Source organism: Kribbella sp. CA-247076 (assembly GCF_050942445.1).
Lineage (GTDB): Bacteria > Actinomycetota > Actinomycetes > Propionibacteriales > Kribbellaceae > Kribbella.
Genome location: NZ_CP192051.1, coordinates 5,652,652 through 5,672,929 on the forward strand (window position 1 = coordinate 5,652,652; position 20,278 = coordinate 5,672,929).

The 20,278-nt window shown below is 71.4% G+C and carries 19 protein-coding genes; 14 read left to right on the forward strand and 5 right to left on the reverse strand.

Annotated elements, in window-relative coordinates:
• Positions 1–54: 54 nt before the first annotated feature.
• Positions 55–867: a hypothetical protein gene (locus ACQPYZ_RS26635; RefSeq protein ID WP_433160880.1), complete on the reverse strand. Its 813-nt coding sequence runs from the start codon at positions 865–867 to the stop codon at positions 55–57.
• Positions 868–1,135: 268 nt separating this feature from the next.
• On the opposite strand from ACQPYZ_RS26635, the gene ACQPYZ_RS26640 reads away from it, so the two are divergent.
• From ACQPYZ_RS26640 to ACQPYZ_RS26655, 4 genes are all read left to right on the forward strand, one after another.
• Positions 1,136–3,391: a sigma-70 family RNA polymerase sigma factor gene (locus tag ACQPYZ_RS26640; protein WP_433160881.1), complete on the forward strand. Its 2,256-nt coding sequence runs from the start codon at positions 1,136–1,138 to the stop codon at positions 3,389–3,391.
• Positions 3,392–3,638: 247 nt separating this feature from the next.
• Complete coding sequence (gene aspS, locus ACQPYZ_RS26645) at positions 3,639–4,928, forward strand: aspartate--tRNA(Asn) ligase (protein WP_433160883.1); 1,290 nt, start codon at positions 3,639–3,641, stop codon at positions 4,926–4,928.
• Positions 4,928–5,797, forward strand: coding sequence for a phosphotransferase family protein (locus ACQPYZ_RS26650; protein WP_433160884.1), 870 nt, complete (start codon positions 4,928–4,930; stop codon positions 5,795–5,797). The genes aspS and ACQPYZ_RS26650 overlap by 1 nt, the downstream gene beginning before the upstream one ends.
• Before the next feature lie 74 nt (positions 5,798–5,871).
• Entirely contained in the window at positions 5,872–7,119 is a 1,248-nt protein-coding gene (locus ACQPYZ_RS26655) for an ArgE/DapE family deacylase (RefSeq protein WP_433160886.1), read from the forward strand.
• A 12-nt stretch (positions 7,120–7,131) separates the two neighbouring features.
• Here ACQPYZ_RS26655 and ACQPYZ_RS26660 read toward each other — a convergent pair whose 3' ends face one another.
• Positions 7,132–7,968 carry an aminoglycoside phosphotransferase family protein gene (locus tag ACQPYZ_RS26660; protein WP_433160888.1) on the reverse strand — a complete coding sequence of 279 codons (837 nt, stop codon included), beginning with the start codon at positions 7,966–7,968 and terminating at the stop codon, positions 7,132–7,134.
• A gap of 69 nt (positions 7,969–8,037) precedes the next feature.
• On the opposite strand from ACQPYZ_RS26660, the gene ACQPYZ_RS26665 reads away from it, so the two are divergent.
• The 4 genes from ACQPYZ_RS26665 to rsgA all read left to right on the forward strand — a co-directional run bounded on the left by ACQPYZ_RS26665 (position 8,038) and on the right by rsgA (position 11,772).
• A complete protein-coding gene (locus ACQPYZ_RS26665; protein ID WP_433160890.1) occupies positions 8,038–8,763 on the forward strand; it encodes a DsbA family oxidoreductase in 726 nt (241 codons plus the stop codon).
• 74 nt (positions 8,764–8,837) lie between these two features.
• Entirely contained in the window at positions 8,838–9,443 is a 606-nt protein-coding gene (locus ACQPYZ_RS26670; protein WP_433160891.1) for a DoxX family protein, read from the forward strand.
• 71 nt (positions 9,444–9,514) lie between these two features.
• Positions 9,515–10,789, forward strand: coding sequence for a 3-phosphoshikimate 1-carboxyvinyltransferase (gene aroA / locus ACQPYZ_RS26675; RefSeq protein ID WP_433160893.1), 1,275 nt, complete (start codon positions 9,515–9,517; stop codon positions 10,787–10,789).
• Positions 10,789–11,772, forward strand: coding sequence for a ribosome small subunit-dependent GTPase A (rsgA, locus tag ACQPYZ_RS26680; protein ID WP_433160894.1), 984 nt, complete (start codon positions 10,789–10,791; stop codon positions 11,770–11,772). The genes aroA and rsgA overlap by 1 nt, the downstream gene beginning before the upstream one ends.
• On the opposite strand, the gene ACQPYZ_RS26685 is transcribed toward rsgA, so the two are convergent.
• Positions 11,773–12,267 (reverse strand): DUF2231 domain-containing protein, encoded by a 495-nt coding sequence (locus tag ACQPYZ_RS26685; RefSeq protein WP_433160896.1) that lies wholly within the window; start codon positions 12,265–12,267, stop codon positions 11,773–11,775.
• 143 nt (positions 12,268–12,410) lie between these two features.
• Here ACQPYZ_RS26685 and hisN point away from each other — a divergent pair, with 143 nt between their 5' ends.
• Genes hisN through ACQPYZ_RS26705 form a run of 4 tightly spaced genes read left to right on the forward strand, consistent with a single transcriptional unit; the run spans position 12,411 to position 16,274 of the window.
• On the forward strand, positions 12,411–13,190 hold the full coding sequence (gene hisN, locus ACQPYZ_RS26690; protein WP_433160898.1) for a histidinol-phosphatase: 780 nt from the start codon (positions 12,411–12,413) through the stop codon (positions 13,188–13,190).
• 35 nt (positions 13,191–13,225) lie between these two features.
• The gene (locus ACQPYZ_RS26695; protein ID WP_433160900.1) at positions 13,226–14,512 is read left to right on the forward strand and encodes a M16 family metallopeptidase; all 1,287 of its coding nucleotides are present in this window, start codon (positions 13,226–13,228) and stop codon (positions 14,510–14,512) included.
• Positions 14,509–15,858 carry a M16 family metallopeptidase gene (locus ACQPYZ_RS26700; RefSeq protein WP_433160902.1) on the forward strand — a complete coding sequence of 450 codons (1,350 nt, stop codon included), beginning with the start codon at positions 14,509–14,511 and terminating at the stop codon, positions 15,856–15,858. The genes ACQPYZ_RS26695 and ACQPYZ_RS26700 overlap by 4 nt, the downstream gene beginning before the upstream one ends.
• 50 nt (positions 15,859–15,908) lie before the next feature.
• The gene (locus ACQPYZ_RS26705; RefSeq protein WP_433160903.1) at positions 15,909–16,274 is read left to right on the forward strand and encodes a DUF4190 domain-containing protein; all 366 of its coding nucleotides are present in this window, start codon (positions 15,909–15,911) and stop codon (positions 16,272–16,274) included.
• Between the two features lies 1 nt (position 16,275).
• On the opposite strand, the gene ACQPYZ_RS26710 is transcribed toward ACQPYZ_RS26705, so the two are convergent.
• A complete protein-coding gene (locus tag ACQPYZ_RS26710) occupies positions 16,276–16,701 on the reverse strand; it encodes a CBS domain-containing protein (RefSeq protein ID WP_433160904.1) in 426 nt (141 codons plus the stop codon).
• 106 nt (positions 16,702–16,807) lie between these two features.
• Entirely contained in the window at positions 16,808–17,443 is a 636-nt protein-coding gene (locus ACQPYZ_RS26715) for a hypothetical protein (protein ID WP_433160905.1), read from the reverse strand.
• A 129-nt stretch (positions 17,444–17,572) separates the two neighbouring features.
• Here ACQPYZ_RS26715 and ACQPYZ_RS26720 point away from each other — a divergent pair, with 129 nt between their 5' ends.
• Entirely contained in the window at positions 17,573–19,522 is a 1,950-nt protein-coding gene (locus tag ACQPYZ_RS26720) for a histidine kinase (RefSeq protein ID WP_433160907.1), read from the forward strand.
• Positions 19,523–19,532: 10 nt separating this feature from the next.
• On the forward strand, positions 19,533–20,168 hold the full coding sequence (locus tag ACQPYZ_RS26725) for a response regulator transcription factor (protein WP_433160909.1): 636 nt from the start codon (positions 19,533–19,535) through the stop codon (positions 20,166–20,168).
• The last annotated feature ends 110 nt before the right edge of the window (positions 20,169–20,278 follow it).

Consider the following 20,278-nt stretch of genomic DNA (forward strand, 5'->3'; position numbering starts at 1 on the left):
CGCCGCCTGCGTGGTGCGTCCGGGCACCCCCCTGTTGGCGTCCGGACGCAGGTCCTACGGTCTGGCCAGCTCGTCGAGCACACGCCCGGCCATAGCGTCACTGGCCGGGAGTCCTTCGATCCAGATCCGGGCGAGCTGGGGTACGTCGGTGTCCAGCCGCCACTGCGTGATCAGGGTTCGTACCGTCTCGACCTGCTCCGGCAGGTTCGGCTCGCGGCCGACGAGCGCCGCCGCGCGGTGTGAGCCGACGCGGCCCAGTACGTCACCGCCGTAGAACACGATCCGCAGGCACTCCGCGACGTCGACGAGCCGGAGCTCACGGTCGAACGGCGTCGTCCCGGGCCGAGTGAGCGGCTCGACCACCACCAGTGCGTGGGTCTGCGGTACGGAAGTTCCACGGAACTCCGCCTCTCGGTAGAGCTCTCCCAGCCGGGACCGCAGGTGCGCCAGGCTGGACAGCCCGGTCAGCGGGTCCTCGCAGGACAGCGTGTGCAGGTAGATCAGGGAGGCCTCGGCCCAGCTGGAACTGAGTGCGCGTACCGCGGCGAAAGCCGGCTCGCCCCCGGCGATCGAGCAGTACAGCGCACTCAGCCCATCAAGTGCCTCGAGCAACGAGACTCCGTCGGCCGCCAACTGCCGGCCGACCTCGTCGCTCGCAGGCACGACGTCGGCACCGTCCTGCAGCGCCTCGGCGATCGCGAGATAGGCGCTGTGGTCGGTACCAGCTGTGCCGTGCGAGTCCCTCCACTCGCACGGTTGATCGGGGGACGACGCCTCCGGCCGGGTCCGGGCGGGCGACCCCGCCAGGTTCAGGGACTTGGCCGGACGCAGGTCGAACCGTCGGCGGATGTCCGCGAACAGCGACATGGCCCTCCTCGAATAGCCCCGTCAGTCTCCCGACCGGCCGGCCGGAAGCGTCGTTCCGGAGGTGAGACAGTGGGCGCCGGGGTTCATGACGCGGATTCGCGGAAGTTTTTCGCGTAACTTCCGCCCTACCGTTCTCGTCAGGAAAGAGGCACAGTTCCGCGTCAGGAAACGTGCGCTCGGCCGTCCCACGTGGGAGCCTTGTTCCCGGCAACAATGTGACGGACCGTGACAGCGCCGCACGGACAGTCGTGACACCACGGGGAGACAGATGGAGACGCCGGAAGGACCGAGCGACGCCGAACTGATCGCGCGTGTCCGCACCGGCGATCTCGAGGCGTACGGCGAGTTGTTCGGCCGGCACCACCACGCGGCCGAGCGGATGGCCCGCCAGCTCGTCCCGGCCAACGACGCCGACGACCTGGCCAGTGACGCCTTCGCCAAGGTGCTGGACGCGCTCCGCGGCGGCGGCGGTCCCGACGTCTCCTTCCGCGCGTACCTGCTGACGACGGTACGGCGGGTGCACGTCGACCGGATCCGGTCCGGCCGGAAGGTCCAGGCGACCGACGACATCGCGGCGTACGAGCGGGAGCCCGAGACCTTCGACGACCCGACGGTGACCGGCTTCGAGAGCGGCGCGGCGGCGAAGGCGTTCGCGAGCCTGCCCGAGCGCTGGCAGGCCGTCCTCTGGCACACCGAGGTCGAGGGCGAGAAGCCGGCGGCGATCGCTCCGCTCCTCGGCCTGACCGCGAACGGCGTGTCCGCGCTCGCCTACCGTGCCCGCGAGGGTCTGCGGCAGGCGTACCTGCAGCAGCACCTGGCCGACGTCGCCGGTGACCGCTGCCGCTGGACCACCGAGCGCCTCGGCGCCTACGTTCGCGGCGGTCTGACCAAACGGGAGAACCGCAACGTCCGCGAGCACCTGGACGACTGCGCCAAGTGCACCGCGGTCTACCTCGAGCTGGTCGAGGTCAACAGCGCGCTGCCGGCCCTGCTCGCCCCGGCCCTGCTGGGCACCGCGGGCCTCGGCTACCTGGCCGCCGCGTCTGGTGCGAAGGTCGGCCTGGTCGGCTTCTTCGTCACCGGCTGGAAGAAGGCGACGGAGAACAGCACGCGTACGGCGGTCAGCGCCGGAGCGGTCGTGGTCGTCGCAGTCGCCGCCGTGCTGGCCGCGATCGCGCTGACCGGCAACGACACTCCCCCGGCGGCGATCAACAACCCGCCGGCGCAGCAGCCGACCCAGCCGCCGGGCGAACCGCCGACCGTGCCGCCGGTGAAGCCGTCGACGGTCAAGCCGCCGTCCGCCCAGCCGACGACGGCTCCGACCACCGAGCCGCCGACCGCGCCGACAGAGCCGGAGCCGACGGAGACGCAGGAGCCGAGCCCGACCCCCACGCCGTCGGAGCCGACCGCCGCGACGCCGACGCCGACCCCGCCGGAGCCGACGACACCGATCCTGGACGAGGGCATGGTGACGATCAGCATGCCGTCCGGTGGCGGCGGGCCGTCCACCCGCGCGGTGAGCACGCAGGCCGCGGGCGTGCGGTTCGTGATCACGATCAAGGTCCCGGCGGCGAACGCCAAACCGGTTATCGTCGGCATCAAGTACGGCAAGGGCCTGAGGTGGCCGCTCAGCGGCAACCCCACCGGCTGGACCTGCGCCCCCGCGGCCGGGACCTGTACGGCGACCAACCCGGCCACCCCGGCATCACTGCCGGTCACCTTCGACGCGCCGACCGGCGGATCCGCCACCGAGCGCACCTTCACGGTCTCGGCGAAGAGCGGCCGGCTGTACGACGACGACTCGGAGACACTGATCGCCCCGCCGCGGACCGACGAGAACCTGCTGAGGATCGTCGCCGGCAAGGTCGATCCCGACGTCCACCACCGCGTCCTGACCGTTGCCCCCGGCACCGGCCGGTCGAGCGTGACGCTGAAGATCGGCTACGGCTCGTCGCTCGAGTGGCCGATCGCGGCGAACCCGGTCGGCTGGCGGTGCTCGGCCAAGACCCGGACGTGTACGGCGCTCACTCCGGCCAGGCCGGCTCCGTTGCCGGCCGCGTTCGACGTACCGGTGGACGGCTCGACGGCGGCCCGGACGTTCACCGTGGCCGCGACCGCCGGGCTGGTGAGTGACACCGACGCGCAGGTGCTGGCCGGGATCCGCCTGGACGAGACGCTGCTGCAGATCGTCACGCCGACGCCGCACACCGACCCGAACCCGTTCGTCTACAACCGGTTCCTGAAGGTGAACGGGGTCGCGAACCGGCGGGTGACACTGGAGATCTCCTGGGGGCGGAACCTGTCGTTCCTGTCCGCGCTGGACAAGGGCTGGACCTGCTCGCGCTCGAGCGACATCCGGCGCGCGACCTGCTGGACGGACGACTACCGCAAGCCGTTCAATTCCGAGTGGACCGCCTGGCTGCCCGGCACCGGCACCGGCAACCGGATCACCGTGTCCGCGCGGGTCGGTGGCCGCGAGGACACCGACACGGACCAGATCCCGCCGACCGGCAGCCGGCGCTGAAAACGGGTTGCCGCCTGCCCTAGTCTGGAACTGTTCGCGCTGACGGAACCGAGTAGCGCCGTACACCATGTCCGAGAGAGTCGCCGGTTGCTGTGAGGCGATACATGGAGCGGTGGTGAAGACACTCCCGAGCGAATGCACGGCAAGAGGCCGGGTCGACCCGATCCGGTGAAGGTGTGGTGGCACCGCGAGTTCCCCTTCGCCCACACCTCCGGGGTACGAGAAACGACCTGGAGGTGAAACAGCAATGCGCATTCTCAGCCATGAGATCCCCTCAGCAGTGGGCCAGACCGTCACGGTGGCCGGCTGGGTGCACCGAAGACGACGGCTCGCCGCCGTCAGCTTCCTGATCCTGCGCGACCGGTCCGGCCTGAGCCAGATCGTCGTGAAGACGCCGGAAACCCAGGCGCTGCTGGACGAGCTCGGTGAGGAGACCGTCGTCCAGGTGACCGGTACGGTCGCCGCCAATCCGCAGGCGCCCGGCGGCGCCGAGATCGTCGACCCGGTGATCGAGCCGTTGACCGAGCCCGCGAGGACTCCGCCGATCGAGCTCTGGCGGCCCACGGTCGGTGCCGGTCTGCCCGTCGTCCTGGACAACGCGCCGGTGGCCCTGCGGCATCCGGCGGTCCGGGCCGGCTGGGAAATCGCGGCCGCGGCGATCCACGGGTTCCGTACGGCGCTCGACGGGCAGGGGTTCACCGAGATCCAGACGCCGAAGATCGTGGGTACGGCGACCGAGTCCGGAGCGAACGTGTTCGCGCTGGACTACTTCGGCGGACCGGCGTACCTGGCCCAGTCGCCGCAGTTCTACAAGCAGACCATGGTCGGGGTGTTCGAGCGGGTCTTCGAGGTCGGGCCGGTGTTCCGCGCCGAGCCGCACGACACGGTCCGGCACCTGGCCGAGTACGTCTCGCTCGACGCGGAGTTCGGGTTTATCACCGACCACCGCGACGTCCTCGCCGTCCTGCGGTCGACGATCGCAGGCATGCTGGCGGCGGTCGGTGAGCGCGCAGCGCTGGCGCTGGAGCGGCTCGGGGTGGCACTGCCGGAGATCCCGGTCGACGTACCAGTCCTCCACTTCAGTGAGGCGCTCAAGATCGCCGGGGCGGACCCGGACGAGCCGGACCTCGCGCCGGCCGACGAGCGCGCGATCGGCGAGTGGGCGTTGCGCGAGCACGGCAGCGAGTTCGTCGCGGTCGAGGGGTACCCGATGGTGAAGCGGCCGTTCTACACGCATCCGCAGCCGTCGGACCCGCGCTGGTCGAACTCGTTCGACCTGCTGTTCAAGGGGGTCGAGCTGGTGACCGGTGGGCAGCGGCTGCATCGCTACAGCGACTACGAGGCGGCGCTGGCCGAGCGGGGCGAGTCGGCGGAGGCGCCGGCGTACAGCTCGTACCTGCAGGCGTTCAAGCACGGGATGCCGCCGCACGGCGGGTTCGCGATCGGGCTCGAGCGGTTCGTGGCGCGGCTGACCGGTGCGGAGAACGTCCGCGAGGTCACGCTGTTCCCGCGCGACCTGCACCGGCTGACGCCGTAGTGGACACCACCGCATCCGTCGTCGCCGAGCTCAACGTTGCCCTGGGCACCGATTATCGGCTGGTCCGGCAACTGCCGGGTGGTCTGCAGTCGAGTGCCTACGAGCTCAGCGACGGCGGGGCCCGGGTCGTCCTCAAGTGGAGCGACGACCCGGGCTGGGCCCCGCGGGTCCGGCGGGCGGCCGAACTGGTCCGGCGGGCGCGGGCGGCCGGGTACCCGACTCCCGCGTGGCTGGCCGTCGGGACGACCGCGGCCGGGTCGCCGTACCAGTTGCAGGAGTTCGTCGAGGGCGGCGGGATGGCCGATGCGTCGGTGATCGGGCCGTCGCTCGCGCGCGAGCTGATCGGCATCTGCGAGACCCAGCGCGGGCTCGTCCCGGACCAGGACTCGAACTGGTCGGCCTGGTCGGCCGGCGTCGTTTTCGAGGGCTGGGACGGGGTGTGGGACCGGGTCCGCGCGTACGGCGGCGAGGCCGGCGAGCTGCTCGAGCGGTACGGCGTGCTGTGCCGGCCGTACCGGGGTGTGGAGCTTCCGGGAGACGATCTCGTCCACGGTGATCTGAACGTCGGCAATGTGATTGTCGACAATGGACACATCGCCGGGATCATCGACATCGAGGCGGTCAGTGGTGGGTCGCGGGCGTACGACCTGGTCTCGCTCGCGACCTCGGCCAGCCGGGACGGCGCGCAGGCCGGCGTCGACGAACTGTTCCTGGAGGCGGCGCTGCGGGCCGGCGGGCGGGCGACGGTCGCGGTGTGTGCGGCCGCGGCGTACGCCACCATCGCCGAGTTCGTCCGCGACCGGTCGACGTACTCGCAGGACCTAGTCGCCCAGGGCGCCCGCCGCTTGCTCGAACTGCTGGACGCATGACGGGTGGATGGGCGTCTGGATCCGGTCGACGCGACGTGCCCGCGCTGCGTCGTGCGATCGAGCATGATGGGCGCATGACGGGTGGGGTCGAGGAACGGGTGCTGGGGGCGATCGACGACAAGCGGATTGTCGACGATCTGCGGGAGTTGGTGCGGATTCCGAGTGTGGACGGGACCGCGGCGGAGAGCGACGTACAGGCCTGGTGCGCGCGCCGGATGGCCGAGCTCGGCCTGGAGGTCGATCACTGGCGCATCGACCTGCCCACGCTGACCGAGGACCCGGACTTCCCCGGCATGGAGGTCGAGCGCGACCAGGCCTGGGGCTGCGTCGGCATCCTCGGTGGAACCGGCACTCCGGGTCTGATTCTCAACGGGCACGTAGATGTGGTGCCGCCCGGGAAGCTGCGGCTGTGGGTGGACGAGGACCCGTTCTCGGCGCGGATCGTCGACGGGGTGATGTGGGGGCGCGGGACCTGTGACATGAAGGGTGGGGTCGCGGCGATCCTCGGGGCGGTGGCGGCGATCGTTGCGGCGGGCATCGAGCTGCGCAAGCCGCTCGCCGTGCACACGGTGATCGGCGAGGAGGACGGCGGCGCCGGGACGTTCGCGACCCTCGAGCGCGGTCACACCGGCGAGGCCTGCCTGATCGCCGAGCCGACCGCGGGCTGCGTGATCCCCGCCAACTCCGGCTCGCTCACCTTCCGGCTGGAGGTGCCGGGTCTCGCGACCCACGGCTCGACCAGGACCCGCGGCGTCAGCGCGATCGAGAAGTTCGGCCTGATCCAGTCCGCGTTGCAGGCCCTGGAAGCCGAACGCAACCGCGACCCGCATCCCCTGCTCACCCACCTCGACCTGGCCAACCCGCTGTCCGTCGGCACGGTCCGCTCCGGCGACTGGGCCAGCACCGTCCCCGACGTACTCGTTGCCGAGGGCAGGTACGGCGTACGCCTCGGCGAACCGCTCGCCGCGGCCCGCGACACCTTCGAGGCCGCGATCGCCGAAGCCTGCGCCAAGGACGACTGGCTGCGCGACCACCCCGTCAAGGTCACGTGGCCCGGCGGCGCCTTCGCCTCGGGCATCCTCCCCGACAACGACCCGCTCCTGACCGACACCCTGCAGGCTGCCGGTCAGCCAACCCCCGGAGTCAAGGGCGCGCCCTACGGCTCGGACCTCCGCCAGTACGCCGCCGCCGGCATCCCCACCCTGCAGTACGGCCCCGGCGACGTCCGCTACGCGCACGCGACCGACGAGCACGTCCGCCTGGACGACGTACTGCATGCGGCCCGCACCTACGCCCTCCTGGCTCTGAGGCGCTGCGGCTGATCCGGGCGGCCGTCACACAAGGCGTGCCAGCGCCCGCCGCCCGGCCGGCAGCCAGGTCGGTTTGCCGCCGGGCAACCCCTTCTCGCCCGCCTCGCCGACCGAGATCAGCGCCAGCGCCTTCCCTACGGCCCAAGCGCGCGCACGAGTGATCATGGCGTCGTCGGCGAGCGCGTAGGCGTCGAAGAACCGCTCCGCCGCGCCATCCGGCAGCAGCACCCACGCGGCGGCGAGGTCGGTGGCCGGGTCGCCGATGCTCAGGTCACCGAAGTCGATCACCCCGGACAACGCACCGTCGTCCGTGACCACGACGTTCGCGGGATGCAGGTCGCCGTGCAGCCACTTCGGCGGCCCGGCCCACTCCGGCGCGGCGACACCGTCGTCCCAGACCTTGCGTACGGCGGCATCCGCGTCGGGCGGGAACCCCAGCGTCCTCATCGGGACACCGCGGTCCCGGCTGACGGGCCCGTCCGCCGGCGCATCCGTGTGCAGTGCCCGCAGGAACTCGGCCAAGGTGTCCGCGGACTTCTCCGCGCTGATCGGCGTACGGTCGGCCGGCTCGCCGTCGACCCAGGTGGTGACGAGCCAGGAGTGCGGGAATCGCTCGGTCGGCTCCCCGAGCCGCTGCGGCACCGGCACCACCAGCGGCAGCCGGGGAGCGAGCTCCGGCAGCCAGCGGTACTCCTTCCGCAGCAACTCCGGACCGCGCTCGGTCCGCGGCATCCGGATCGCGAGCTCCTCCCCGAGCCGCCAGACCTGGTTGTCCCAGCCGCCGACGACCTGCCTGAGCTCGAGCTCGGCGAGGTCCGGACACTGCTCCTGCAACAGACCGCGTACCAGTTGTTCGTCCACGAGGCGTCAGACGCGTCACACCGGCATCTGGTTGGGAATGCCACCCAATCCGCCGAGGTTGCTCCGGACATGCGAATCGATGTGTGGTCCGACGTGGTCTGTCCGTGGTGCTACATCGGGAAGCGGCGCCTCGAGCAGGCGATCGCCGAGACCGGTGACCAGGCCGAGATCGTCTGGCACAGCTTCCAGCTGGATCCCTCCGCGACGAACGACGACCCACGGGACCTACCGACCCGGCTCGGCGAGAAGTACGGCCGCGGCCGCGAGTGGGGCGTGCAGGCCAACGCGCATGTGACCGAGGTGGCCGCTGAGCTCGGCCTCGACTACCACCTCGACCAGGCGAAGTCCGCGAACACCGTCGACGCTCACCGCCTGCTCCACCTCGCCCGCGACCTGGCCGCCGCCGGCGAGGTCCCGGCCGACACCCAGGGCCGCCTGAAGGAGCGACTCCTCAAGGCGTACTTCACCGACGGCCTCCCGGTCGGTGACCACGCCACCCTCACGGCCCTCGCCGAGGAGGTCGGTCTCCCGGCCGACCGCGCCGCGGACGTGCTCGCGGGGACGACGTACGCCGACGACGTCGCCGCCGACCAGGCCCAGGCGCTCGCGTACGGCGCCAACGGCGTCCCGTTCTTCGTGATCGACGAGAAGTACGGCGTCAGCGGTGCACAGCCCGTGGAGGTGTTCCGCGAGGCGCTCCGCCGGGCGAACGCGGACCGCAAGCCGGTCACCCTGATCAGCAGCCCGGACGCGACCGACGACGCCGCCTGCGGTCCGGACGGCTGCCCGATCTGAGGCCGGCCGGCCGGGGCTGAACGGTTGAGGCCTGGGTACAGGGAGTCATCGCCAAGGTGGTGTATGAAGGAGGCATGACTGTCGTGCGTGCACTGGCCAGGCCGCTGCTGTCGATGATCTTCGTCGTGCAGGGGGCGAACTCGATCCGGAACCCCGAGCCGCTGGTGCCCAAGGCCCAGCCGGTGGCGGACCGCTTGGTGCCGATGGTGAAGCGGGTCGCCCCGCCGCAGGTCGGTGACCGCATCCCCGAGACGACCGTGAACCTGGTCCGGCTGAACGGCGCCGTCCAGGTGCTCGGCGGACTCGCGCTGGCGACCGGCAAGGGCCGGCGGCTGGGTGCCGCGGCGCTGGCGACCACGCTGGTGCCGGCGACCGTGGCCGGGCACCCGTTCTGGCAGGTGAAGGACAAGGAGGCCCGCCAGGTCCAGCGGATCCAGTTCATGAAGAACCTCAGTCTGCTCGGCGGGCTGCTGCTGGCGGCGGTCGACACCGAGGGTCAGCCGGGGATCGCCTGGCGGGCCACGCACGGCGCCCGGGCGGCCAAACGCGAGACCAAGCGTGGCGTCAAGGCGGCCAAGCGGGAGACCGAACGCGGCGCCAAGGCCGCGAAGCGGGAAGCACGCCAGCTGGCGCACGAGGCCAAGCAGGCCGCGCGCCTGGCGAAGGCTGAGCTGACCTGACGCTGACCTGAGGCTGACCCTGAGGCCTATGCCCTAGGCTCGGAGCGAGAAGTCCGAGTCGAGGGAGTGGGATGAGCGATCAGCAGGGTTGGGCGGCGCCGCGGGCGAAGGGTCCGGTCACCGGCCGGGTCACCGTGCCCGGATCGAAGTCGATCAGCAACCGCGCGCTCATCCTGGCCGCGATCGCGGACGGCCCGTCTCACCTCACCGGCCTGCTCGCCGCCCGCGACACCTCGTTGATGCGGGCCGCCCTGGTCTCCCTCGGCGTCGGCATCACCGAGAACGGCGACACCGTCACCGTCACCCCCGGCTCGCTCAAGGGCCCGGCGAGCGTCGACTGCGGTCTGGCGGGCACCGTGATGCGGTTCGTCCCGCCGGTGGCCGCGCTGGCCGACGGCGTGGTCGAGTTCGACGGCGACCCGTACGCCCGCGAGCGCCCGATGGACGTCATCCTCGGTGCGCTGCGGACCCTCGGCGTACGGATCGACGACCACGGCACCGGCCGGATGCCCTACAGCCTGTCCGGATCCGGGGCGGTCCGCGGCGGCAAGGTCACGCTGGACGCGTCCGGATCGAGCCAGTTCGTGTCCGCGCTGCTGCTCGCCGGCGCCCGGTACGACGATGGCGTTGACATCCGCCACGACGGGAAGCCGGTGCCGTCGCAGCCACACCTGGACATGTCGGTCGCGATGCTGCGCGAGCGCGGCGTCCAGGTCGACGACAGCGAGCCGAACCGCTGGGTCGTTGCCCCTGGCCCCATCCGGGCGACCGACACCGCGATCGAGCCCGACCTGTCGAATGCCGCGCCCTTCCTGGCCGCGGCCGTGCTCACCGGCGGCGCGGTGACTGTGACCGGCTGGCCGGCGCGGACCACGCAGCCGGGTGACCAACTGCGCGACATCTTCACCCGTTTCGGCGCCTCGGTCGCCCGGGTCGACGACGGTGAGCTGACGGTTCGCGGCACCGGCCGGGTGCAGGGCGTCGACCTGGACCTGGGCGAGGTCGGGGAGCTCACCCCGGTGATCGCCGCGGTGGCCGCGTTCGCGGACGGGCCGTCGTACCTGCGGGGGATCGCGCACCTGCGCAACCACGAGACCGACCGGCTGGCGGCGCTCGAGCGGGAGCTCAACGCGCTCGGCGGGGACGTGACCCAGACGGCCGACGGGCTGGAGATCCGCCCGAAGCCCTTGCGGGGCGGGCTGTTCGGCACCTACCACGACCACCGGATGGCGCACGCGGCCGCCGTCCTCGGGCTGCTCGTCGACGGCCTGCAGATCGAGAACATCGGGACCACGGCGAAGACCCTGCCGGAGTTCCCCGAGCTCTGGACCGGACTCGCCGGCTGATGTCGCGGTACGACGAGGAGGCCCGGTACGACCGGCCGAAGCGCCGGACCCGGCCCCGGACGAAGGACCGCCCGTCGTACGACGACGCCGTCACCGGATTCGTGATCACCCGCGACCGCGGCCGCTACACCTGCTGGGTCGACGGCTCCGGCACAGGTCGGCAGGTGACCGCGATGAAGGCCCGGCAGCTCGGCCGGAAGGGCGTGATCGTCGGCGACCAGGTCAAGCTCGACGGCGACGCGAGCGGCGACGACGGCACGCTCGCCCGGATCGTCGAGGTCCTCCCGCGCGCGACCCTGCTGCGCCGCTCGGCGGACGACGACGACCCGGTCGAGCGTCCCCTGGTCGCGAACGCGGACCAGCTCGTCATCGTCGTCGCGGTCGCGAACCCCGAGCCGCGAACCGGCCTGATCGACCGCTTCCTGGTCGCCGCGTACGACGCCGGCATGCGGCCGCTGCTCTGCCTGACCAAGACCGACCTGGCCGATCCCGACCCGCTGCTCTCGATCTACCGCCCACTCGGTGTCGAATCGGTGGCGACCCATCAGAACGGCGATCTGAGCGCGCTCCGCGAGCAGCTCCACGACCGCAGCAGCGTGCTGGTCGGCCACTCGGGCGTCGGCAAGTCCACCTTGGTCAACGCGCTCATCCCGGGCGCGGACCGCGCGATCGGCGTGGTCAACGAGGTCACCGGCCGCGGTCGGCACACGTCCACGAGCGCGCTGGTACTGCGGCTGCCCGACGGCGGCTGGATCATCGACACCCCGGGGATCCGCTCGTTCGGGCTGGCGCATGTCGACGCGGACAAACTCATCCACGCGTTCCCCGACCTGGCCGAGATCGCCGAGGACTGCCCGCGTGGCTGCTCGCACGCCGCCGACGCCCCCGACTGTGCGCTCGACGAGGCGGTCGCCGAAGGCCGCGCCGATGCCGACCGGGTCGCCTCCTTCCGCCGCCTGCTCGCCAGCCGCGAGGGCTCCTGACTACTTCGGCGGTAGCTGGCCGTCCCAGACCGCCTTAGCGCCGGCGTCGCCGGTGCGGACGGTCTGCCAGATGACCAGGACGCCGATGACGACGACCGCGGCGCTGGTGACGAGTTCCAGCGGCTTGCTCTTGGTTGCCTTCGCACCCTTTCCGCTGGCCAGCGCGGACGGCCCGCCGAGCAGCAGGACCGCGGCCACCGCGACCACCGCGAAGATCAGGCAGAACCAGAACAGCAGCTCGCCGCGCTCCTTGTGCTCGCGGACGGCCTGTTCCAGCGTCGGCACCGCGGCCACGAAGGCGTCCCCGCTCTCCCGCGCGACGTACGCGAGCACCAGCGCTCCCACCCCGAGCAGCAGGGCCGGCCAGCGGAGCAGCCAGCGCCAGCGCGGCAGCACGGCGAACGCGATCAGGGTGAGGGCGGCCACCGGCAGGACGACGACCGCGGCGTGGATCACCAGCACGTGCAGCGGCAGGTCACCGAAGCGCTCGAACATTGACGCCTCCAGGCAGTCGTGAACTGGACCAGACACTAACTGCACGTTCAACGACACTGTTCGGTTCAATGCGTGCCGCAACCGTTCCGCAACCTTTGCGGACACCTCCCCCGCTGAGCGGCGGGTCAGGCTAGCCTTCCGGCATGCCTTCGCACACGGATGACCTGCGGCTCGCCCACATCCTGGCCGACGACGCGGACTCGACCACGATGGACCGCTACAAGGCGCTCGACCTGCACGTGGCCACCAAGCCGGACCTCACCCCGGTGAGCGAGTCCGACCAGAAGGTCGAGGACGTGATGCGCAAGACGCTGGCCCGGGCCCGCCCGCGGGACGCGTTCGTGGGCGAGGAGGACGGCACCACCGGCTGGGGCGTCCGCCGCTGGGTCGTCGACCCGATCGACGGCACCAAGAACTACATCCGCGGCGTCCCGGTCTGGGCCACGCTGATCAGCCTGATGATCGAGGACCAGGTGGTCGTCGGCGTGGTCTCCGCCCCGGCGCTCGGGAAGCGCTGGTGGGCGTCGTACGGCGACGGCGCCTGGACCGGCCGCGCCCTGCACTCGTCCCAGCCGTGCCGGGTGAGTGACGTGAGCAGGCTCGAGGACGCCTCGCTGTCGTACGCCTCGCTCAAGGGCTGGGAGAAGCTCGGCAAGAAGAACCAGTGGGCCGACCTGATGGACGCCTGCTGGCGGACCCGGGCGTACGGCGACTTCTGGTCGTACATGCTGGTCGCGGAGGGCGCCGTGGACATCGCCGCCGAGCCCGAGCTGAACCTGTACGACATGGCCGCGCTGGCGATCATCGTCGACGAGGCGGGCGGCCGGTTCACCTCGGTCGACGGCGTACCCGGCCCGAACGGGACGAACGCGGTCGCCACCAACGGCCGCCTGCACGACGAGGTGCTCAAGCGGCTGGAGTGATCCGGGGGCTTCGCGGACCACGTAGGGTGGCTGGCATGCCCTTGACCTATCCGATCGCGGAACAGACGCTGGACAACGGCTTACGCGTCGTCGTCAGCTCCGACCGCGCCGTACCGATCGTCGCCGTGAACCTCTGGTACGACGTCGGCTCGCGTCACGAGCCGCCGGGGCTGACCGGGTTCGCGCACCTGTTCGAGCACCTGATGTTCCAGGGGTCGCGCAACGTCGCCTCGGGTCAGCACTTCAGCCTGCTGGAGACGGCCGGCGCCAGCCTGAACGCGAGCACGTTCTTCGACCGGACGAACTACTTCGAGTCGCTGCCCAGCGGCGGGCTCGACCTGGCGCTGTGGCTCGAGGCAGACCGGATGGGCTACCTGCTCGACGCGGTGAACCAGGAGAACCTGGACAACCAGCGCGACGTGGTCAAGGAGGAGAAGCGGCAGAGCTACGACAACCGCCCGTACGGTGACTCCTACGAGCGGCTGGTCGGGCTCACCTTCCCCGCGGACCACCCGTACGCGCACATGACGATCGGCTCGATGGCCGACCTCGACGCCGCCTCGGTGGAGGACGTGCACGCGTTCTTCCGGACGTACTACGGGCCGAACAACGCCGTCCTGACCATCGTCGGCGACGTCTCCGAGGACGACGCCTTCGACGCCGCCAAGCGGTACTTCGGCCACCTGCCGGCGATCCCGAGGCCGCCGGCCGCCCCGGACGGCACGATCGGCCCGCTGACCGAGGTACGGCGTGACGACGTCGTCTCCGACGTACCGTCCGACCTGGTGACGATGATGTTCCGGCTGCCGGTCGACGGGACGCCGGAGCTGGACGCGGCCGGGCTCGCGCTCGACATCCTGGCCGCCGGCCAGAGCGGCCGGCTGAACCGCCGGCTCGTCCGCGACGAGCAGATCGCGCAGTCGGTGTCCGGCGGTGCGCTGCCGCTGATCGGCGGCGTGTCGTTCGGCACGCTCACCGGGATCGCCTCCGACGGCGTCGACCTGCAGAAGGTCGAGGACGCGCTGCTCGAGGAGATCGAGAAGCTCGCCGAGGAGGGCGTCACCGAGGACGAGCTGGCCACCGTGCAGGCGCAGGCCGAGCGGGACTGGCTGGAGCAGCTGGCGACCTGCGCCGGCCGGGCCGACGAGATCTCCCACCACGCGCTGCTGTTCGGTGACCCGCAGCGGATCAACACCCGGATCGACCAGGTCCGCGCGGTCACGGTCGAGCAGGTCCAGGCCGCGGCCGCCCAGTGGATCCGCGCGTCCGGGCGTGCCCAGGTGACCTACCGCCGGACGGAAACGGCAGGAGAGGACGCATGAACCAGGTTCTGACCACTCCCCCGGCCGTCGGTGCGCCCCGGCCGTGGAAGTTCCCGGAGGCGACCACGACGTCGACGGCCGCCGGCACCCCGGTGCACGTCTTCGACCGCCCCGGCCAGTACGTCGCGACCGTCCGGGTGACGATCGCGATGCCGCTGATCGCCGAGCCGCGGGAGCTCGAGGGGGTCGCCACGATCATGTCCCGGACCCTCGACGAGGGCACCGAGCTGCGGTCGGCCAACGAGTTCGCGGCCGCCCTCGAGCGGCACGGGGCGGCGTACGGCGTGGACGTCAGCTCGGACGCGTTGCACGTCGAGATCTCCGTCCCGGTGTCGCACCTGGCACCGGCGGTCGAGCTGCTGGCCGAGGCGGTCACCCGGCCCGCGTTCAACGCCGCCGACGTCGGCCGGCACGTGACGATCCGGCTCGGCGAGATCAACCAGGAGCGGGCGAACGCCGGGTACCGCGCCCGTGAGGCGTTCGCGGCCCACCTGTTCGACCGGTCGACCCGGCGCTCCCGCCCGACCGCGGGGACGCCGGACACGATCCGCCCGCTGACGAATGTCCAGGTGGCCGAGTTCTACCGGGACAACATCGGCCCGGGCCGGGCGCAGATCCTGTTCGCGGGTGACGCGACCGGCGTGGACGTGGCCGGCATCATCGACGCCGCGTTCGGCGGCTGGACGTCGGCCGCCGGGCCCGCGCTGGACACCCCCGAGCCGCTCTACCTCCCGGGCGACCGGGTCGTGCTCGTGGACCGGCCGGGTTCCGTGCAGAGCCAGCTGCTGATCGGCTGCGCCGGGCCGGACCGCCGCGATCCTGCCTGGGGCTCGGCCGCGGTCGCGAACCACGTGGTCGGCGGCACGATCACCTCCCGCGTCGACACGGTCCTGCGCGAGGAGAAGGGCTACACCTACGGCACCCGGACGAGCTTCGCCGCGCCCCGCAAGGGCGGCACGTTCAGCCTCGGCGGCGCCGTCCGCACCGAGGTCACCGGCGCCGCCATCGGCGACGCGCTACGGATCCTGCGGGAGGCCCGCGACGGCCTGACCGAGCAGGAGGTGCAGGAGGCGAAGGACAGCCTGATCCGGACCGCCCCGCTGCGGTACGAGCAGGCCGACTCGGTCGCCCAGCAGGTCGGCAGCAACATCGCCAACGGCGTACCGATCGGCTTCGCGGACACCTACCTCGCCCAGATCGCCGCCACCACCGCCGCCGAGGCCACCGACGCCTACCGCCGGTACGTCGGAACCGACGGCCTGCTGGTCGTCGTCGTAGGGGAAGCCAAGGACGTCCGGGCCCAGCTGACCGAGCTGGCGCTGGGCGACCTGATCGAGCTGAGCTGAGAAGCACCGCTCCTCTGCTCGGCACCCGAGGGCCCGAGCAGAGGAGCAGCATGTTCACGGATCGTCCGACCGACGCGACGGACCGCACCCACACCTTCTGGTCACCGGCGTACCCGTTGCAGCCCGGCTTCCCGGACCAGCCCGCGTACGGCGTCCTGCGCGACCACGGCCGGGCCACCGTGTCCCTCGTCCTCGGTGCGATCGCGCTGTGCACCGGCCTGCTGATCGTCTCGCCGGTGGCCTGGTGGCTCGGCACCCAGGCCCTCGCCGAGATCGACGCGTCCCCGGGCGTCTACAACAACCGCGGCATGGCCCAGGCCGGCCAGATCTGCGGTCTCATCGGCACGGCCCTGCTCACCCTCGGCCTGCTGTTCCTGGCCGGTCTGGCCGTGCTGCTGTTCGTCGCGTCGGCGTGAGTCAGCTGCTGATGTAGTTCGAGAGCTGCTCGCGTTCGAACTCGAGCTCGCCGATCCGGGACTTGACCACGTCGCCGATGCTGACCAGCCCGGTCAGCGCGCCGTCGACGACCACCGGGACGTGCCGGATCCGGCGGTCCGTCATCAGCCGCATCAGGTTGTCGATGTGGTCGTCCGGCCCGCAGGTGGCGACGTCGGCCGTCATGATCGAGCTGACCCGGACGTCTCCCGCGTCCGGGGTGCCGTTCCAGAGCCGGACCACGTCACGTTCGGAGACGATGCCGGCCACGGAGGATCCGTCCGGGCTCACCACGACGGCGCCGATGTTGTGGTCGGCCAGCAGGCTGAGCAGTTCGGTGACGGTGGCTTCTGGGGAGATGGTGACGACCTGGTTGCCCTTGCCGCGCAGTACGTCGTTGATCTTCACGGAGCCTCCTGCAGATCGAGGGACCAATACCCCAAGGTAACGAAAACCGCCCCCCAGCGGCAGCCCTCGCCGATCACAGGTTGTCAATCATCGTCCGCGAATATGATCACTCCGGGTAACCAACCTCGACAGGCTCGCGCTCCGTCGTACCGACGGCGATCCAGGTCAGCCCGGCCAGTGCCAGCAGCGCGCCGCCGACAACGAAGGACAGCAACGGACCCTGCGTGGTCACCATCAGGCCGGCTCCTCCGATGCCCCACAGCAGCGCCGCTCCCCGTGGCACCTGCCGGCCGCGGTACAGACCGATCGCCAGCAGGACGGCGCCGACCGCACCCGCGAGGGTCGCCAGGAAGAACACCGTGAACACGGGTGCGTTGTACAGCCGTTCCAGCAGCGCCGCCGCGGCGCCGCGGTCGCTCTCCTCCCTCAGCCGCCCGGCCGTCAGCACGAAGACCGCATGCGCCGCGAGCCCGAACGCGCCGACGATGCTCAGCGCGGCACCGACCGTCCCGAGCCGGCTCTTCACGATCCCCGCGAGTGCGAGCGCGGACGCGACGTACAGCATCGCGCTGAGCGTGGCGATCAGCGCACCGGCATCGTTGCGAGCGCCGGCCTCGGTCAGCGCGGCGAGGTAGCGCGTGGTATCGAACTGGTCGGCGTCGTCCTGGTACTCCGGCGTCATCAGCAGGCGTGCCGCCACGGCGAGCAGTGGTGCCGCGATGAGAGCAACGGTCGTCTTCATGGTTCCCTCCCTGAGTCGGTGCCTCGACTGTGCGCCTCGGCGGCCGTCCGCCGCGTCGGGGCAGTCACCGGACTTCCGATCAGGGTCTGCCCCGAAGACCTGCGCGGCTTTCGGTGCCACCATCGGGGTGTGGGGGAACGACGAACTCGCGGTCTGGCGTTCGCGGCCTGCGCAGCCATCGCGCTGGCCGTCGCTGCCGCGTTCGTGCTCGAGCACCGGCTCGTGAGCTCTGGGCGGCTCCCGATCTCCGGGCGGCCGCTGGTCTGGCTGTTCGGCCTGGACGATCTCCTGTTCGTCGTCGCTCTGATCAGCGCCTCGGCCGTCGGTGCGGCGCTGGCATTCCGCCGACCCGAGCATCCGGTCGGCTGGTTGTTCCTCGCGCTCGGCGGCAGTCTCGCGCTGACCGGCGTACTCGAGGGGTACGCCGGTCTGTACGAGTCCGGCGTGGCCGCGGCACTGGCCGAGATCACGTTCATCACGTGGTTCGTGCTGCTGGCGCTGATCCTTCACCTCACCCCGACGGGCCGGCCCTTGTGGCGTTGGGTGCCTCCGGCGACAGTTGCCGTCGGCACCGTGTGGATCGTCACGGCGCTGCTCGACCTCCAGCCGATGCGCGCCGTCGCGGGTGTCCTGACCGCGGTCGCGCTGGTGGTCGCGGGTCTCTCGCTCCTGATCAGGTTCCGTCGTGCCGCGGGAGTCGAGCGCCGCCAACTCCTCTGGCTGGCCGTGGCCGTCGTACCGTTGCCCGTCTTCGTCGCGATCGCCTTCTACGCCGCGGACGAACACCCGGTGCTGCTGCTCATCGCAACCAGCGGATTCATCGTGGTCATCCCGGTCGCGACCGGGCTCGCGATCGCGCAGTACCACCTGTACGACGTCGAGCGCATCCTCAGCCGGGCGGTCGCGTACCTGCTCGTCTCGGGCGTGCTCGGGTTCACCTTCGCGGCCGTCGCGATCACCGCTGGCCAGGTGATCGGGGGCCGCAGCGACTCGCAGATCCCGGCCGTTCTCGGCACGCTGTCGGCGGTCGCGCTGGCCGGGCCGGTCTACCGGGCCTTCCAAGAGGCCGTCGACCGGCGGTTCAACCGGCGGCGGTTCGACACGGTGCAGCTGATCCGCGCCTTTGTGCGTTCACCCGGCGGCCGAACCGTCGAGGAGGTACTGCGGCAGGCGCTCGGCGATCCCGCGCTGCGCGTCGCCTACTGGGTCGGCGACCGCCACCAGTGGGTCACCGACACCGGCGAATCAGTTGGCCCCGGCACTGGTCATCATGTCGTGGTGCGGCGGCTCGATCAGGATGTCGCCCGGATCTCCTGGCTCGCGCGGCTCGACCGGGACCTCGTCCAGGTTGCGGCGACCGAGGCGCTGCCGGAGCTGGAGAACGCCGGTCTGCGCGCCGCCATCAGCCTGCAGCTTGTCGAGGTCCGCGAGTCCCGGGCCCGGATCGCCGCCGCCCAACTCGCCGAACGCCGCCGCATCGAACGCGACCTGCACGACGGCGCCCAGCAGCACCTGCTCGCCCTGGCGATGAATCTCCGAGCCACCCAACTCAACGCGCTGACCCGAACCACCGACAACCCGGCCAACCCCAACCGGACCGTCGGCAGCGCGACCGCTCTCAACCAGGCGATCGACTGTGCGATCGTCGAACTGCGTGCCGCGGTCGCCGAACTCCGCGAGCTCGCGAACGGCCTCTACCCGGTCGGCGACGCCGGCCTCGCGCCCGCCGCCGAGGACCTCGCCAACCGCCTCCCGCTCCTGGTCGACCTCGACGTCACCACCACCCGCCTCCCCGCCGCCGTCGAGGCCACAGCCTGGTTCATCATCTGCGAAGCCGTCACCAACGCGGTCAAGCACGCCAATGCCACGCGGCTGACCGTCGCAGCCACGGTCGAGTACGAGCGTCTCGTCGTACGCGTCGAAGACGACGGCCGCGGCGGAGCCGACCCGGACGGCCGCGGCCTCCGTGGCCTGACCGACCGCGCCGAAGCCCTCAACGGCCGCCTGACCATCGCCACCGCCCCGACCGGCACCCGACTCACCGCGGAACTGCCCGTCTCGAGAGAAGTCGAGGACTGATGTGCGAGTCGTGATCGCGGATGATTCCGTCCTGCTGCGCGAGGGCCTGGCCCGCCTGCTCGCCGAGGCCGGTCTGGAGGTCTGCGCCCTCACCGGCGACGCCGACTCGCTCGTGGAAGCCGTGGACGCCGAGAAGCCCGACGTTGCCGTGATCGACATTCGCATGCCTCCGACGTACACGCACGAAGGTGCCCGCGCGGCCACAGACCTGCGAGTTCGTCATCCCGATCTGGGCATCCTCCTGCTCTCCCAGTCCCTGGAGAGCCGGTACGCCGCCGGCCTGGCCCGCCAATCGCCCCGCGGCTTCGGCTACCTGCTGAAGGACCGCGTCGTCGACGTCTCCACGCTCACCGACGCCGTCACCCGGGTCGCCGGCGGCGGCACCGTCCTCGATCCGGACGTCGTCGCCTACCTCCTGGGCCGCCGCTCCACCCGCGACAACCTCGCCATCCTCAGCGATCGCGAACGCCAGGTCCTCGCCCTGATGGCCCAAGGCCGCTCCAACACCGCCATCTGCCGCCACCTGACCCTCACCCCGAAGACGATCGAGAGCCACATCAGCAGCATCCTCACCAAACTCGACCTCCCACCCCAGCCCGAAGACCACCGCCGAGTCCTGGCCGTCCTGGCCTTCCTCAACCCCTGACACCGCTCCGCGCGCCGTGGCGTGTCACACCCGGCCGTGATGCTTGGTCTTAGCTGTCAGAACCGGGTCCCGTGAACCAGCGGGCGGGTGCACGACCCCAGCGAACGCCC

What these genes read in the sequence shown, in the direction of transcription:
- aroA (WP_433160893.1), top strand. Translation starts at nt 9,515, where the DNA reads ATGAGCGATCAGCAGGGTTGGGCGGCGCCGCGGGCGAAGGGTCCGGTC.
- ACQPYZ_RS26640 (WP_433160881.1), top strand. Translation starts at nt 1,136, where the DNA reads ATGGAGACGCCGGAAGGACCGAGCGACGCCGAACTGATCGCGCGTGTC.
- ACQPYZ_RS26715 (WP_433160905.1), bottom strand. Translation starts at nt 17,443, where the DNA reads ATGAAGACGACCGTTGCTCTCATCGCGGCACCACTGCTCGCCGTGGCG.
- ACQPYZ_RS26705 (WP_433160903.1), top strand. Translation starts at nt 15,909, where the DNA reads ATGTTCACGGATCGTCCGACCGACGCGACGGACCGCACCCACACCTTC.
- hisN (WP_433160898.1), top strand. Translation starts at nt 12,411, where the DNA reads ATGCCTTCGCACACGGATGACCTGCGGCTCGCCCACATCCTGGCCGAC.
- ACQPYZ_RS26665 (WP_433160890.1), top strand. Translation starts at nt 8,038, where the DNA reads ATGCGAATCGATGTGTGGTCCGACGTGGTCTGTCCGTGGTGCTACATC.
- ACQPYZ_RS26655 (WP_433160886.1), top strand. Translation starts at nt 5,872, where the DNA reads ATGACGGGTGGGGTCGAGGAACGGGTGCTGGGGGCGATCGACGACAAG.
- ACQPYZ_RS26670 (WP_433160891.1), top strand. Translation starts at nt 8,838, where the DNA reads ATGACTGTCGTGCGTGCACTGGCCAGGCCGCTGCTGTCGATGATCTTC.
- aspS (WP_433160883.1), top strand. Translation starts at nt 3,639, where the DNA reads ATGCGCATTCTCAGCCATGAGATCCCCTCAGCAGTGGGCCAGACCGTC.
- rsgA (WP_433160894.1), top strand. Translation starts at nt 10,789, where the DNA reads ATGTCGCGGTACGACGAGGAGGCCCGGTACGACCGGCCGAAGCGCCGG.
- ACQPYZ_RS26685 (WP_433160896.1), bottom strand. Translation starts at nt 12,267, where the DNA reads ATGTTCGAGCGCTTCGGTGACCTGCCGCTGCACGTGCTGGTGATCCAC.
- ACQPYZ_RS26700 (WP_433160902.1), top strand. Translation starts at nt 14,509, where the DNA reads ATGAACCAGGTTCTGACCACTCCCCCGGCCGTCGGTGCGCCCCGGCCG.
- ACQPYZ_RS26635 (WP_433160880.1), bottom strand. Translation starts at nt 867, where the DNA reads ATGTCGCTGTTCGCGGACATCCGCCGACGGTTCGACCTGCGTCCGGCC.
- ACQPYZ_RS26695 (WP_433160900.1), top strand. Translation starts at nt 13,226, where the DNA reads ATGCCCTTGACCTATCCGATCGCGGAACAGACGCTGGACAACGGCTTA.